Genomic DNA, 15455 nt, shown 5'->3' with positions numbered 1-15455 from the left:
GTGGCAATACCAAACTTTTCCCTGAATTCTGTTCCTCACTTTACTCCCATGAAAAAATTACTTCTCGCTACCGCCATCCTTGTTTCCTCTTTCTCCGCATTTGCCAGTGAAGTTGCTCCTGCTGTCGATAAGCAAACTTGCGAAAAACCGGTTTATCCAAAATCGGCCCTGATGAATGAAGAAACCGGCACCGTCGTATTGTCCGTTCTGATTGGCCCTGACGGCGCGGTAGTTGATTCCAAAGTAGAGAAATCCAGTGGTTCCAAGGCTTTGGACAAGGCAACACAGAAAATTTATTCTTCCTGCAAATTCAAACCAGGTGCTAAAGATGGCAAGCCACAACAAGCCTGGACCAAGCTGGAATATGTCTGGAGCCTTTCCTGATCAGGCATGCTGCTTGCTGATCATCTGGCAAAACAAGAGAGATGCCCTGGCATCTCTTTTTTTATGTGCGAAGCAATATGAATTTTCCTGATTTTTCATATTTGTTTGCTAAAGAAATAATGAACATTGTCGATAATCAATTGAAGATTAAGCAAGGATTTATTTCAAGGACGTAAGCAAGCCATGTCAACTATCTCTACCAGTTTGAATACGGTGGTAAGCCCCGGCGTTGGTCAGGCACAGATTCAGACGCAGAATGTGAACCCTCAGCTTGCGCCTGCCTCATCAGCCCTTGCATCAACATCAGTAACCTCACCTGCAAGTTCTTATCAAGTCAATCTACGCTCCTCTGCTAGTGGTACGGCGGGACAGACTTATAATCAGGCCGGTGTTGTATCTGCATCTACAACTGTGGCTCCTACGGCATGGTGGGAAAATAAGGGCGATGATCATTTCAGTTATCTTCTTGAACAAAATGCCGTTTCAGCGACGACCACAGCAGGGCGTTTCAATGGTCTTGCTACCGGCCTCATAGAACGCCTGCATACGACTGGTGCTGACGTTAAGCAGGCATATATCACAACCTCCGTGGATGCAGATGCAGGTAGCAAGGCTGTGGCTGAAGCAGGGCAGGTCAGTTTGAATGATTTGCGTGACCGTCCTGATCAAAGCCTGGGACTTAGCGTCAAACTCGCTTCCGGGCAGAAGGTTAGCCTGTCTATCAAGAGCAATGCCGGTGGGCTCAGCGTAGAGGCCAGCAGTGATACAGAGTTGAGCGAGACTGACAGCAAGGCGCTTGAGAAGCTTGCGGCCGGTCTGGAGGCTGCGGCACAAAGTTATTTTGGCGACCAGAAGATCAATCTCAATGCCTTGTCTGGCTTTGATACTTCCGTCGTCAGTTCGCTGGAATTGAATATCAAGTCAGGTGACAGGCAAGTCGATTTCAGGATAGATCAGTCACATCATCAGCTAAAACTGACCTCACCCAGTGGCGTGATCGATATTGATGTCAAGCACGACAATGCAGGTCTGAGGGGAAATGCGACTCAAAGGGAGCAGGCTATCCAGCAATTCCTGGGGCAAATCGATAGTGCTGCCAAGCGTGGTCATGCAGATGAAGGCCTCATAGCGCAGTACAAGGAAGCATTTTCTGCCGTGCAAAAAATCAATACCACAGATGATACTGACAATCTTTCAGCACTGGCACCTGCCAAGGCCCCATCGTTCTGGGATGCCGGCGCGGGCTCCCTGCTAACTGGACTGGCAGATTTTGACGCAAAGATTACAGGTGAGACAACTACGCCAAATCCTTTGCGTTTGCAGGAAAACGATTATTTCAATTTCCAGACCAGCCAGAAGACGACACAGGAAGGCCAGTTGTCGAGTGGAAAAATCAGCCAGAAGCTGGAATCCAGCCTTAGCGCAGCTTTCCACCTTGAATTGAAGTCTGGCAAAAAACCGGAGCTAGGCGAGAGCAAGAACTCGCAGAATTATCGCTACTTCAAGGTAGATGATCATGAGAGCAGCAAGCTCGAATTAGGATTTGAAAAAAATCAATTGAATAGTGCGCGACTGGAAAAAAGCCATGACCGCAATCTGAGCATCTCCAGTTATGAATTCGGTAAGCTCATTGATAGCACAACTGTGCCGGATAAACAGACAACCGTGATTGATTTCTCAGCCAATGCGACCCGCGACAATACGGCAACTGAGCAGGCTTTGCAGCGCCAGCGCATCATTACCGGATTGAGCGGGAAAATCTTTCTTTAAGTGATAGTTCCCTAGCGCAAGCGGCGTGGCTGATTCACCTGGTCAGTTGGCGCTGGACGCACGCTGGCACGGCTGATCTGTGGCGAATTACCAGCCTGTTGCTGCACCTTGAAAATATTGACCACCTGTGCCAGTGCTGCAGCCTGTTCATTCATCGCCTGGGCAGCAGCAGATGCCTGTTCTACCAGAGCGGCATTTTGCTGCGTCATATTATCCATATCCACAATCGCATGATTGACCTGTTCTATGCCCGAGCTCTGCTCTTGGCTGGCCGACGCAATCTCGGCGACGATATCAGTCACGCGCCTGACACTGGCGACTACTTCATCCATGGTAGAACCGGCGATGGCAACCAGCTTGCCACCTTCTTCTACTTTTTCTGCAGAGCTGTCTATCAATGTTTTGATTTCTTTGGCGGCAGAGGCCGAGCGTTGCGCCAGGTTGCGCACTTCACTGGCAACCACGGCAAAGCCACGACCCTGTTCACCGGCACGTGCAGCTTCTACTGCAGCATTCAATGCCAGGATATTGGTCTGGAAGGCGATGCCGTCAATAACGCTGATGATATCGACGATTTTTTTCGATGATTCATTGATGGAACCCATGGTCGCCACCACCTGGCCCACCACGCTGCCACCCTGGGTTGCGACTTCAGATGCCGAGATCGCCAGTTGATTTGCCTGTCTGGCATTGTCGGCATTTTGTTTGACCGTAGAAGTCAGTTCTTCCATGGTGGATGAAGTTTCTTCCAGTGCCCCTGCTTGTTGCTCGGTACGGTTAGACAAATCCAGGTTGCCTGAGGCAATTTCACCAGATGCCGTGGCGATGGATTCTGAGCCTGTGCGCACTTCACTGACGACAGAGGCCAGCTTGTCGCGCATGGTCTTGATCGCAAACAGCAGGCTGGACTGGTCATGGCCCTTGACTTGTATATCGGCAGTCAGGTCACCTTCGGCAATATGGCCTACTACCTCGGCCGCATAAGCGGGTTCGCCGCCCAGTTGACCGAGAATCGTGCGTGTCATGTGCCAGGCAAGGGCACCTACCATGGCCATCATGAGAGAGCCCAGGCCGAGCAGGATGCCGGCCTGCTGCCAGAAGGCTTCATTGATATCGTCTAGATAAGTACCGGTACCCACCAGCCACTCCCACGGAGCGAAGCGCATGACGGCATAGATTTTCTCAACCTGGCCTTGAACGCCAGGCCGGGTGCCCAATGCCTGCACTATGCCTATCTTGCTTTTTCCAAGTGAGGCACGGTAGCGGTCTCCAGATTCCTTCATATCCTTTTGCGGTACACCTATGCGGTCTGCCTTGGGGTGCACGAGCAACAAATCATCGTTGTAGCCGCGTACGAAGAAATACATTTCATCTTTATGAAAACTGGAAATCGCCAGCTTGGCCTGTTTTTGCGCATCTTCACGTGAGAGCTTGCCTGATTGTTCCAGTGCATAGGCCTTTGCTATGGCGGCATGGGCCATTTCCACCATGTTGGAAATTTGCTCAGTGCGCTCCCTGGTCATGGTCTGGCGCAGGGAATATAGCGAAATGGCAGAAATAACGGAGATGCCAAACAGGGTGATGGCGCACAGCAAGATGATGCGGGTGCTGAGTTTCATGGTGTGGTCTCACTGGTTTGCTGCAGTATGCCGTGATGCCAGGCGGAAGCAAGAGAGAAAAACGGGTATCACCTCGGGCTCCCACCTGCATCTGGGACAGGTCTGCATAGTTTATTAATTGGCGATCACGCAATGTGTCCCGCAAGGTGCAGGGGGTAAGCGTTATCTGGATTGTAAGTGAAGCCAAGATGCCTGAGAGGAAGAATTTGCAAACAAACGACAAATCAGGGCATAGATCTTGTGCTAAAGGGGGGAGGCAGGGTGGCGTCAAGGCCATCCACCCTGCTTGCTGGAGCCTGCTGTCAGGCTTGCTTTATTTGTAAAGTGGCAGGTTCATGCTGACTGGCCTTATGTCCAGACGCAAGTTGTGCACTGTATAACTTTCCGCACCAGAGGCATTCGAATAATAGCCCTGACTGTCCGCCACTTTGCTGAAGCTGAATTCAAAACCCAGCTCAGGCTGTGTATCCATGCCAAAAGCCAGGCCGATGGCACGCTCCTGTTTGCCATCAATCAAATGAAACATGAGGTCGGTGACTACGGTATTGGCCAGGATATCAGGATAAAAACGCTGGTCTGTATTGTAAGCCTGGGCAGGATTGAGCTTGTTTTGCAGCTTGTCTGCCGTTGGCGTCAGCGTCCTGGTGTACAAATTAAAGCGGTCACCCCGGTCCAGATAGCTGATGCGGGCATTGCTGATATTAAAATTCTTTTGTGCGCCATCGGTCGATGCCTGGCTAAGGTCAAACAGGATCGCGCCTTTATAGCCGATGACTTCAACTTCACCTCGATTACTGACCACCATGGCTGTATTTTCATCAACACCGAGGCCCAGCTTGTAATTTTTTTTCAGCATGACAGGCAGCATACGGGCAAAGCGGCCACGGATGATCAGGTGCTGATCTATGAATACATCCGGGCCGATGAAACCCAGGCCAGCCGCAATCTCTTTGCCATCAGTGACACCAAGCTTGAGGGTAGGCAGCACAGGCTTGGCATCATAAAACATCGTGGTACTCATGATGGCGGCACCGGCACTGCTGCCGGCGATAACACCGCCACGTTGATATAGTGCCCAGATAGCTTCCAGCATTGCAGTCTTGCTGCCATCTGCCTTGACCAGCGCCTGCACGATGCGACCCTGGTCGCCGCCGGTGAAAAATACACCACTGGCATTGTTGAGTTTGCCGAGCCAGGCTGGGTCGTTGACGATGTCTTGTGGCTTGAATTGCGCGTGCTTCACCGACAGTGGAACCAAAAAAGCCTGGGCGCCATGCTGGTTCAGGGATTCCACCGCAAATCCCCCTGATTTTTCCGGGCTGCCTGCCGCCGCCGGGATGACGGCAATCCTGGCACCCTTGCCACCAGCCTGTTGCACGATACGCTGCCAGACCACGGCATTATCGACCCGCAAGGCACCCCCTATGATGACGAGTGAACCTTTCGATTGTTGCTGGGTGTTGTCTTCTGCGTGAGCATTCATGGGCAATTGCCAGATTAAAAGAGTTAGCCAACTTAGCAAACTACGCAATAGCCAACTGGAATTTTTCAGAGAAACTGTCATTATTTTCATCCTGATTTTTTGACATTGTAAGTGATTCAATTCATCGCTATGCGTATGCGTTTAAAAAAAGGGACAACACCAAGTGTTGTCCCTAATATCCACGCAGGCGCTGCTTTGGAAGTGATTATTGATATAGCTTATTTAAAAGAGTAGTTGCCAGATATGTAGAGGAAGCGGCCACGTGGGTCGGTATAGCTGGGGTCATAACCAGCGATGAAGCTATATACCTGGTTGGAACGTGGCGGATTCGTATCCAGCAGGTTCTTGATGCCTGCACGCAAGCTGAATGCCTTGCTGAATTTATAGCTGCCACTCAAATCCCACAAGACATAGGCGGGCACGTCACGGGTGCTGCCATCGGCCAGGGCATTCTGATCGTGATAACCCTGGTAGTAAGTCTGTTGCAGTGTCGCGCCCCATGGGCCACGGTCAAAGTCAAATGTCAGGGTATGTCTCCAGCGTTGTACTACCTGGGTGTCGGTGTAGATACCTACGCCATTCACTTCCGGGCTGGCAGCCGTGTTACGAGTCTTGTAGTCGATGACATAAGTACCGTTCAGGCTGATATTGAATTTGCCCAAGCTATTTTCTGGCAGCTTCCAGTTGACATTGACATCGACGCCTGAGGTTTTCAACGAGCCTATATTTTTCACACGGCCATCGACTGACAGAATAGGGCCCGGGATGCCTGGCAGGCTGGGATCAGCCGCACCACGAATCGCGTAGCCTGGGTTGGACTTGGGGTCGCTGAAGTAAGCCCCTTCGTTGGCCAGCAGGGTGTCAGATTTTTCTATACGCCAGTAATCGAGGGAGGCAGTCAGGCTGCGGCCGGGTTCAACGACGATACCGGCAGAAAACTGCTTCGATGTCTCAGGCTTCAGATTGGCGGTGCCGCCCTTGATCAGGTCAGGCTGTATGCCGCAATAATCCGGGTTCTTGGTATTGTCGATATTGCCGGTCTTGATACAGCCAAGCGGGTCATTGTAGATACCGCTGGTCTGTCCTGTGCGTGCTGGTTCATTGATGTCAGCCAGGCTGGGGGCACGGAAACCGGCACTGTAGGAGCCGCGTACCACGACTTCCTTGGCAGGTGTCCAGCGCAAACCAAATTTTGGATTGGTGGTGCTACCTACATCGTTATAGCTGTCATGGCGCACGGCAGCCTGGGCTTCGAGATTGCTGAGTATGGGCAAATTCAATTCGGCAAACAGGGCCTTGACGGTGCGGCTGCCACCATAGGCAGATGCAGCACCGTCGCCGCGTATCTCACCAGCAGCCAGCAGGGCAGACGGGGTGAACTCCAGTTTTTCACGACGGTATTCTGCCCCTATTGCCAGACCAGCATTGCCGCCTGCCATGGCAAATAATTCACGTGAAGCCTTGATGTCAAACGCATCGGTAGTTGCCCTGGACTGGCGGGCGGCATCGCTGATCTTTGCTGCGTTCAACAGACTCGTACCTTCAGTTCCTGAAGGGCCGAAGGGATTGATCTTGCCTGTCAAAAAGGCGCTGTCAAAAGCCGATGTCCTGACATAACCATCGACATATTTGTCATCAACCTTGCTGACACTGTGATTCAGGGCGGTATCATAATCCCAGCCTGCAAGTGTGCCCTTCGCACCAACTATCAGGCGTTGCGCAACTGCATTCACTTCATTAGTGCGCGGACTAGCAGCACTGAGGCGCAAGCCTACGCGCAAAGGTGTTTTATTGGTCGTGATCAGGTCATTCGGATAGTAAATTCCAGTGACCGGGTAATTGAGGTTGGTGACCGTCAGTGGGCTGATGCGGTAAGTGGTTTTGGTGTCGCTGTGGAGTACTTCAGCAAACAGGGTATTGTCGGCATCAATAGCAAACTGGGCACGACCTAGCAGTGACGCGCGCTTTGATTCAGGGAAAATCTCGGTGTCGTGCATGTAATCATACAGACAGGCTTTGCTGCCGACAAAGCTGTCTGCTGCAAATACCGTGGCAGGTGGGTTGCAAGTTGGGGCGCTAGGGTTCAGACGAGAACCGGTTGCACCGCCGCTGGCCGTGGTGCGGCGTACATTCGCCGGGAAAGTGTTGGAGCTGCCCACATCAAGATTGATGTCAGGCTGATAGGCAGAGCCTATCCATGAACGTTGGGTAGAGCGCAGGCTACCGGTGTTCTGGAAATTCGCCACACCCATGAGGTTGTACCTGTCCTGAGTCAGGCTGCCTATCCCGCCAGACAGGCTGATGATTTTTTTATCCGCACCACCATGCTGGGTATTGCCCGCATAGGCAGATATTTCTGCTCCCTGATAATCAGGCCGGGTAATGAAGTTGATGACACCACCAATCGCATCTGCACCATAGATGGCTGATGCACCGTCTTTCAAGACTTCCACGCGCTGTATGGCGGCGGAAGGGATGGAATTCAAATCCACGCCAGATGAAGTGCCGGGTGAAGCGAAGTTGGCGAGGCGGCGGCCATTCAGCAAGATCAGGGTAGATGAGACACCTATGCCACGCAGGTTGGCACCATTGAAGCCACGTTGCGTACCACCGTTGTCGCTAAAGCTGGCACCATCGGTCAAACCCGCAGTGCTGGCCGACACTTTGCTCAATAATTCTGCCGCCGTGGTGACGCCTGACTTTTCTATCGATTCGCGGCTGATGATTTGCACGGGCAGGGCAGTTTCTGCATCAATGCGCTTGATTGACGAGCCGGTAATTTCTACTCGCTGCGGTTTGTTGGGATCATTCTCAGTCTGCGCCCATGCGCTTTGCGTACTCATGCCCAGCATCGTCATGACGCTCAATGCCGACCAGGTTGCGACAGCCAATTTCTTGGGTATGGGCTGACATGCTTGTTTTTTCGTTGCCATTGCCTTCTTCTCCTCAGGTTTTACAGAAATTTAAAAAAAGCATCCCCCTCAGGCACTCCGGGGAGTGACTGTGATTCGCTAATTTTGTTTATTTACTTCTTGGGTTTATTGCTATCCGGCTGTGTGTATTTGACGTTGTTGTCAGCGCTATGCAGATAGGCTGATATGGCTTCGGTCAGGCGCATGGCCTTTTCCACGTTCTTTTTATTCGATACCATCATGCTGCTGACCAGGGCTTCGATGACAGCGATCGCGGCACTGGAACTGCTGGGCAAGACACCGTGGGTGCTTGGTGCCAGCAGCAGATAATTACCCAGTTGAGCAATCGGCGAGGCTGGCGAATCGGTGATCGTGACTATGCAGGCACCATGGTCGCGTACAAACTGCGTGAGCTTGATGACGTCCAGCGCATAGCGTGGGAAAGAGATGACGATGAGTACATCCTTGTCAGTAATATTCGCGAGATGACCAGCCGCGACTTCAGTACCGCCATACCCCACCACTTCCACCACATGCGAGCAAAAGGGTTGCAAATGCAGGGCCAGCATGCCGGCCAGATGGGCGCTGAGACCAAAGCCCATGACATACACGGTTTTAGCTTTGGCGATGTGGCTGACTACCTCGTTCAGATCTGATTCAGACATGCCCTGGCTGGCAGCATCGATATTGGCAGCAGCAAACTGCATGCTGGTATGGGCAGGCGAAGGCGCATTCTTTTTTGCTTCTATAGTATTGCGCAGTTTTTCTACCGGCTGGAATACGGCCTGCACCACTTCTGCAATCTGGTTACGCAGCCCCGCATAATTATTAAAGCCCATGTCACGCGCAAAGCGGCTGATGGTAGCGGTTGATACATCACATTGTTCTGCCATGTCTTCTATGCCGAGCGCCGTCACCTTGACCTGATTACGCAAGAGGAAATTGGCAATGCGTTTATAGGATGCTGAGCCTTCCTGCAAGACCAGCATCAATGACTCACCCAGCGTGGATTTGGCAAAGACCATTTCCGGGGAGGCAGATTCAACAGGGGGATTTAATTTTTTCATGTGCCGTATTCGGTAAAGCATTCAGTAAAACATTGAGTAAAACTTTTTTCGATGAATGAACTGTAGCCCTGTTTAAAAATATTTTCAATACTATTTGTCGTTTTATTTTCATAAATGTAGAATATGTAAAAAATCGTTCATTAATCGCAGTGAGGACGGGTTCAGGCAGTGTTGTATTTTTCTCCTTGCAAAAGCTGCTATTGAAAAAATGCTGTGGAAGCATGAACAATATGTGCCACAAGATAAATACTGTATGAGTCAGTTTTTGGTCTTACCATCACCAACAAAAGAAAAGAGTTTTTATGCAAATACAAAGCCATGCCTTGCCAGATATCAGTAGCGGGACAGTGCGGGAGTTGCGGAGTTTTCATTACGGCACGCCAGGCCAGGGCCGGAAAGTGTATATACAGTCGTCCTTGCACGCAGATGAAATACCCGGCATGCTGGTGAATCACTATTTGCGCGAGATGCTGGAGCAGTATGAAAAAATTTCTGCGATTGCGGCTGAAATCGTACTGGTGCCGGTGGCCAACCCTATAGGTCTGGCACAGGATATAGAGGGCACGGCTTTTGGCCGCTTTGATCTGGCGACTGGTGTCAATTTCAACCGTGGCTATCGCCACCTGACATCACATCTTTTACCTCTGCTGGAAGGAAAGCTGGGTGCGGATGAAAAAGAAAATGTAAAGCTGATACGCGAGCAGGCACAGGCAGTACTACAGGCATGGCAGCCAGAAACTGCAACAGAACAGCAAAAGAAAATCCTGCAAACCCTGGCAGTGGATGCCGACATCGTGCTGGATCTGCATTGCGATAACCAGGCTGTCATGCACTTATATACGGGTACTCCATTGGCGCAAGATTGCATGCCACTGGCCGCCTACCTCGGGGCGCAGGCAGTGCTGGTGTCGGTATTGTCGGGGGATGATCCTTTTGATGAATCTTGCTCACGCCACTGGTGGGAGCTTGCACAACATTTCGGTACGGCGACGCCTGTTCCAAATGCCTGCCTGTCCATCACGGTGGAATTGCGTGGAGAAACCGAGGTCAGTCATGAGCTGGCGCAGGCAGACGCCACGGCCATCATCAATTTTCTCAGACACGCGGGTTACCTGCGTGGAAAAGCGCCAACCTTACCTCGGGCCTTATGCCAGCCTACACCGCTGGAAGGTGTAGAGCCTTTGCGTGCCCCACATGCAGGCATCCTGGTGTTTACCAGAGAGACAGGCGATTACGTCAAGGCAGGTGAGAAAGTGGCCGACATTGTTGATCCAATCAGCGCGAAGCTAACGCCAGTGCTGGCAACTGTATCCGGCATTTTATTTGCCCGCGTGGCCAGACGTTATGCGACGCACGGCATGCGCATCGCCAAGATTGCTGGTCCCGTTGCCTATCGCAGCGGTAATTTACTGTCCTTGTGACCAGGAGCGCATCATGCTGAAAAAACTCAGATTACCGAATACCTTTGTTCTGCTGTTTTCCTTGCTGTCACTGATCGCGCTGGCTACCTGGCTGGTACCCGGTGGTAAATATGATACCCATGTGGTGAATGGCAAGACGCTGATAGATCCTGCCAGCTTTCACTATGTCACCAGCAATCCGCAAGGTGCTGTGGCCCTGATGATGGCGCCGATCAAGGGCTTTGTTGAAGCGGCATTGATCATCGGCTTTGTACTCATCGTTGGTGGTGCTTTCGCGGTCTTGCAAAAAACCGAAGCAATTGATGCCATGATCAAATCCGTGGCTCGTGCGCACACGCATTCCCATCTGGTCAGGGCTGGCATCATTCCCTTGTTCGTGACCCTGTTTTCGCTAGGCGGGGCGACCTTTGGCATGGCAGAAGAAGCCATACCCTTCGTCATGATCTTTATCCCGCTGGCGCTGGCACTTGGCTATGACTCGGTGATCGGCGTATCAATACCCTTCGTTGGCTCGCAAGTCGGGTTTGCAGCGGCGTTCCTGAATCCTTTTAATGTTGGTATTGCCCAGGGGATTGCGGGTGTATCGCTGTTTTCTGGCATAGGTTTCCGGCTTGTTGCGTGGTTGCTGGCGACAGTCGTGACTATTGTTTTTCTCAGCTGGTATGCAGCACGTATCAAGAAAAATCCACAATTAAGCCCAACCTTTGTTCTTGATGAAGAAAAACGCAAGAATCTCAGGATCGATGAATTCACCAGTTTTGCCGGCATGACAGCTACTCACAAGGCGGTGCTATGCATGTTTCTGCTGACTCTCATTACCATGGTCGTGGGAGTCGTTAAATACAGCTGGTATATAGAAGAGATTGCTGCCCTGTTCCTGGTCATGGCCATCCTGGTAGGCATAGTCGGCAAACTCAATGCTGACAGTTTTGTCGAAGCCTTTATGCAAGGCGCGAAAGACCTGGTGACCACTGCACTGGTGATAGCCCTGGCACGTGGCACCATGATACTGGCGCGGGACGCGAATATTATCGACACCATGTTGAACTTCCTCATGCCCTTCGTACAGTCCTCACATCCCATCTTTGCAGCTCACAAGATGTTTGTGATCCAGTCTGTCATCAATTTCTTTATCCATTCCGGCAGCGGGCAGGCGGCACTGACCATGCCCATCATGGCACCATTGGCTGACCTGGTCGGCGTGAGCAGGCAGACTGCGATACTGGCGTTTCAATTTGGTGAATTCACGACACCGATGATACCGACATCCGGCATTACTGTTGGCGTGCTGGCGCTGGCGCGCATACCCTGGGCAACCTGGGCCAAGTGGATGATACCCTTGCAGTTGCTGTACTTCGTCCTGGCACTGGGTTTGCTGGCTTTGTCTTGTGTGATCAGTTGGTAGTGCTAATGGGTAGTGTTAGTGCATCAACCAGCGCCGCACCGCGAAGCTCAATGCATCCACCAAGGCAACCAGTATCAGCATGGCGACGATGACCGAGGCGGCGGTCTGCATCTGGAATAGTGATAGATGGTACTTCAACATCTGTCCCAGGCCACCAGCACCGACGACACCCAAGATGGCGGCAGCGCGGATATTGTTTTCCCAGCGGTACAGGGTGTAAGACAGCATTTGCGGCAGGCTTTGTGGCAGCGTCGCATACAGAAAGGCATTGATGGCAGATGCACCGTTCAGGCGCAATGTGGATTCTGCGTGCGGCGCAGCGTTTTCCAATACTTCAGCAAACAGGCGGCCAAGTACGCCGGTAGTATGGGCGGCCAGCGCAATAGTACCTGCAAATGGGCCCAGGCCAGCGGCAATCAGCATGATGGACGCCCACACCAGTTCAGGTATGGCACGCGCTACATTTAAAAATAAGCGTGTGCTGCTTTTTGCAGTTTTGCCGAAGCGGCCGCTGGCTGGCAGGGCCAGTAACAGACCCAAAATGGCGGCAATCAGGGTGCCCAGTGCCGACATGGCCAGGGTTTCAAAAGAGGCCAGCGCGGTTTTTGTCAGCAGGGCAGGGCTGACATCAGGCGGCGCAAAGCCTAGCAGAAACTCCCAGGTTTTGCCTGCGGCATCGTCGCTGAACAGGGCGCGCCATTCGATGTTCAGGCTGGCAAAGCTGGCGATGACCAGCAAGATGATGCCAGCACTTAATACCAGCTTGAGCGGACTGAATAGTGCCGGTGCAACTGGCATCTTGTTATCAAGTGCACTCATGCCAGTGCCTTGCGGAATAATTTACTGGCCAGGTCTGCAAGACCCACCAGCAGTACGAACACGATGAGCATGGTGGATACTTCCGCGCCAGACAGCATTTTCATGGATTCATCCATGCGCTGACCCAGGCCACCAGCACCGACAAAACCCATGACGACAGAGCCGCGTATAGCGCATTCCCAACGATAGATGGTGTAGGAAATCAGTTCTGGGGCGGCATTTGGCAATGCACCATACAGAAATGCTGTCAGGCGGCTGCTGCCATTCCTGAGCAGGCTGTCGGTGGCGTGGGCATCACTGGCTTCCAGTATTTCGGCATAGACCTTGCCCAGCATGCCTGCATAAGTCAGGGCGATGGCAAATACGCCCGCAGTCGGCCCCAATCCGACCAGACGCACAAGCAGCAGGGCCCAGACCAGCTCAGGTACGCTGCGTAATAAAACCAGCTTCCAGCGGACGAGCTGACGCAACAGTCTGGCCATGCCATGCATGCGCCCGCTACCTATGCGTGAGATCGATAAATGCTCGTTGACGATCAGGGTCATGGGAATGGCCCCCAGCAGCGCCAGCGTAAGGCCTGCCGTGGCAATGGCGATGGTTTGCCAGCTTGCCTCCAGCGCGATGAGTAAAAATTCCGTGGAATGCGCTGGTGGAAAAAAGCCGGACAGGAAGCGCCATGCTGCGCCCAGGCTTTGTGCATCGATCAGTTGCCAGGGTTTGAATTCAGTGATTTGCAGCATGGGCCAGAGCAGCACCAGCATGCCCAAGCTGACGGTCACCCGCATGCGCCATGCGGGATCATGTTGTATCTCTGGATGGCTCGCCTGTTGTGTCATCGTGCTTAAAAACAGCGGGGAGCGTCAGAGAAATCAGCCTGATCCGGCGCTGTCATCTCCAAAGAATCTTGCCCGGGACTGCCCGTGTTCCGGTACAGGTCGGCGATCATCTGGTCATCGACCTTGTCGCTGTCGAACAGGATTTTACCGGCGCGCAAGCCTATGAGGCGCGGGAAGTGCTGGCGTGCCAGCTCCACCTGATGCAGGCTGCAGATCAGCGTCGCATTGCGTTGCTTTGCTTCCTGCTGCAGGGTACTCAGGGTTTGCAGCGCCAGCGTCGGGTCGAGCGCAGACAAGGGTTCATCAACCAGCAAGAGGCTGGCGTCGGACAAGAGCAGGCGTGCCAGCCCACAGCGCTGGCGCTCGCCGCCAGACAGTTTATCGACCCTGGCATAGAGCTTATGTTGCAGATCAAAGCGCTGCAAGGCTTGCCAGGCGGCAAGCGGGTCTGTGGGCTTGATCAGATTGCGCAATGCCTGTGCCAGTGTCCAGTGTGGCAGGCGACCAGCCAGTACCGCAGTCACGACGCGCTGGCGTGCCGGTAACGGCGGTGTTTGCGGTGCCAGAAACAGATGGCGGCGCAAGGCATGGCGCGCCGTGTGCGACAGGGCCCATACATCCTGCTCCATGAACTGGAATTGTCCACTGGCCGGTTGCTGGGCTGCAGCCAGGGTGTGCAGCAGCGTGGTTTTGCCTGCACCGGAGGGGCCGATGATGGCAATCTGTTCACCCTGGGCCACGGTCAGGTCAAGATTTTCCAGTATGTATGACTGTTGCCCTTGCACTGCTAGCGGTGCAGTATGTGCTGCACCGGGAAACGCCACACAGAGCTGCCGCAAGCGCAGCGCTGTTGCCGTCGTTGTTGCTGGCATTACTTCAGCAGGCCGGCATTATGTGCTGCCGCTTCTATGGCCTTGTAGTTGTCAGCCCTGGTGGGGATGAAACGGGTGGCACGTTGTAGCTCAAGTATTTCTTTGTCTTGCGGGTTGGCCGGATCAAGGTTCAGGAAGGCATCGCTGATCTTCTTGCGTAAGTCGGCAGGCATGTCGGCACGTACTGACCAGTTGTAGTCAAAGTAGCCTGGGGTAGTGTAGAACACATGCACCAGCTTGGTATCGACCTTGCCCTGCGCCAACAGTTTTTCCCAGACTGAGATATTCAGGGCGCCAGCATCTACCTTGCCACCAGATACGGCAGCGACAGTAGCATCATGGGCGCCGGAAAAAGCGATGCGTTTCATGTCTGTATCAGGGTTGATCTTCGCGGCCAGCAAATAAGACCTTGGCATCAAATGGCCGGAAGTGGATGACTCAGAACCAAAGGTGAAGGTCTTGCCCTTGAGGTCTTCCAGTTTGGTAATATTTTTATCGGTAGTAATGAAGACCGATTTGAATTTTTCATCTTCTTCACGTTGCACCAGCGGTATGACCTGGTCTTTGCTGCGTACCTTGGCTTGTACAAAAGTGAAGCCGCCAAACCAGACCATGTCCAGTTTCTTGTTGATCAGTCCTTCGACCGACGCGGCATAATCAGTGACGGGTATGAATTCTACCTTCATGCCCAGTTTCTTTTCCAGCATGGTACCCAGTGGTTTGAACTTGCGTTGTAATTCAGTTGGTGCTTCGTCAGGTATGGCGGATACACGCAAGACCTGTTGTGCTTGCGCCAGGCCCGTGAACGTCAATAAACCCAAGGCCACGATCATGCTGCGACGGGATACGGAAAAACATGAAACAGAA

At 52.6% G+C, this 15455-nt stretch carries 12 protein-coding genes; 4 read left to right on the top strand and 8 right to left on the bottom strand.

Translation table 11 applies throughout. The features are described 5' to 3' along the window. Nucleotides 1-48 precede the first annotated feature (48 nt). Together ACO0LN_RS18030 and ACO0LN_RS18025 are read left to right on the top strand one after the other, a co-directional pair. Complete coding sequence (locus tag ACO0LN_RS18030) at nt 49-384, top strand: energy transducer TonB (RefSeq protein ID WP_162041974.1); 336 nt, start codon at nt 49-51, stop codon at nt 382-384. A 183-nt stretch (nt 385-567) separates the two neighbouring features. Beyond that, complete coding sequence (locus ACO0LN_RS18025) at nt 568-2154, top strand: hypothetical protein (RefSeq protein WP_422976122.1); 1587 nt, start codon at nt 568-570, stop codon at nt 2152-2154. 11 nt (nt 2155-2165) lie between these two features. Here ACO0LN_RS18025 and ACO0LN_RS18020 read toward each other — a convergent pair whose 3' ends face one another. The 4 genes from ACO0LN_RS18020 to ACO0LN_RS18005 form a co-directional block, all read right to left on the bottom strand. After that, nucleotides 2166-3773, bottom strand: coding sequence for a methyl-accepting chemotaxis protein (locus ACO0LN_RS18020; protein ID WP_422976120.1), 1608 nt, complete (start codon nt 3771-3773; stop codon nt 2166-2168). Between the two features lie 313 nt (nt 3774-4086). Next, nucleotides 4087-5256, bottom strand: a complete 1170-nt coding sequence (locus ACO0LN_RS18015) for a cyanophycinase (RefSeq protein WP_422976118.1) — start codon at nt 5254-5256, stop codon at nt 4087-4089. A gap of 218 nt (nt 5257-5474) precedes the next feature. After that, the gene (locus tag ACO0LN_RS18010; protein WP_422976116.1) at nt 5475-8189 is read right to left on the bottom strand and encodes a TonB-dependent receptor; all 2715 of its coding nucleotides are present in this window, start codon (nt 8187-8189) and stop codon (nt 5475-5477) included. A gap of 92 nt (nt 8190-8281) precedes the next feature. After that, complete coding sequence (locus tag ACO0LN_RS18005) at nt 8282-9235, bottom strand: MurR/RpiR family transcriptional regulator (protein WP_422976114.1); 954 nt, start codon at nt 9233-9235, stop codon at nt 8282-8284. Between the two features lie 302 nt (nt 9236-9537). On the opposite strand from ACO0LN_RS18005, the gene ACO0LN_RS18000 reads away from it, so the two are divergent. Then, nucleotides 9538-10656, top strand: coding sequence for a succinylglutamate desuccinylase/aspartoacylase family protein (locus ACO0LN_RS18000; protein WP_422976112.1), 1119 nt, complete (start codon nt 9538-9540; stop codon nt 10654-10656). A gap of 13 nt (nt 10657-10669) precedes the next feature. Beyond that, on the top strand, nt 10670-12061 hold the full coding sequence (locus ACO0LN_RS17995) for a YfcC family protein (protein WP_422976110.1): 1392 nt from the start codon (nt 10670-10672) through the stop codon (nt 12059-12061). 15 nt (nt 12062-12076) lie between these two features. Here ACO0LN_RS17995 and phnE read toward each other — a convergent pair whose 3' ends face one another. From phnE to ACO0LN_RS17975, 4 genes are read right to left on the bottom strand one after another with little or no spacing between them, the layout of a single operon-like run. Further along, on the bottom strand, nt 12077-12880 hold the full coding sequence (gene phnE / locus ACO0LN_RS17990; protein ID WP_422976108.1) for a phosphonate ABC transporter, permease protein PhnE: 804 nt from the start codon (nt 12878-12880) through the stop codon (nt 12077-12079). Continuing rightward, the gene (locus ACO0LN_RS17985) at nt 12877-13716 is read right to left on the bottom strand and encodes a PhnE/PtxC family ABC transporter permease (protein ID WP_422976106.1); all 840 of its coding nucleotides are present in this window, start codon (nt 13714-13716) and stop codon (nt 12877-12879) included. Before ACO0LN_RS17985 ends, phnE begins: the two co-directional genes overlap by 4 nt. A 5-nt stretch (nt 13717-13721) precedes the next feature. Beyond that, the gene (locus tag ACO0LN_RS17980; RefSeq protein ID WP_422976104.1) at nt 13722-14588 is read right to left on the bottom strand and encodes a phosphonate ABC transporter ATP-binding protein; all 867 of its coding nucleotides are present in this window, start codon (nt 14586-14588) and stop codon (nt 13722-13724) included. After that, nucleotides 14588-15421 carry a putative selenate ABC transporter substrate-binding protein gene (locus ACO0LN_RS17975; RefSeq protein ID WP_422976184.1) on the bottom strand — a complete coding sequence of 278 codons (834 nt, stop codon included), beginning with the start codon at nt 15419-15421 and terminating at the stop codon, nt 14588-14590. The genes ACO0LN_RS17980 and ACO0LN_RS17975 overlap by 1 nt, the downstream gene beginning before the upstream one ends. Nucleotides 15422-15455 lie beyond the last annotated feature (34 nt).

The sequence above is a fragment of the Undibacterium sp. TC9W genome (genome assembly GCF_049339865.1).
GTDB lineage: Bacteria > Pseudomonadota > Gammaproteobacteria > Burkholderiales > Burkholderiaceae_D > Undibacterium.
Note: the sequence above shows the minus strand (reverse complement) of the source record. Positions and strands in the feature narration are given on the sequence as shown.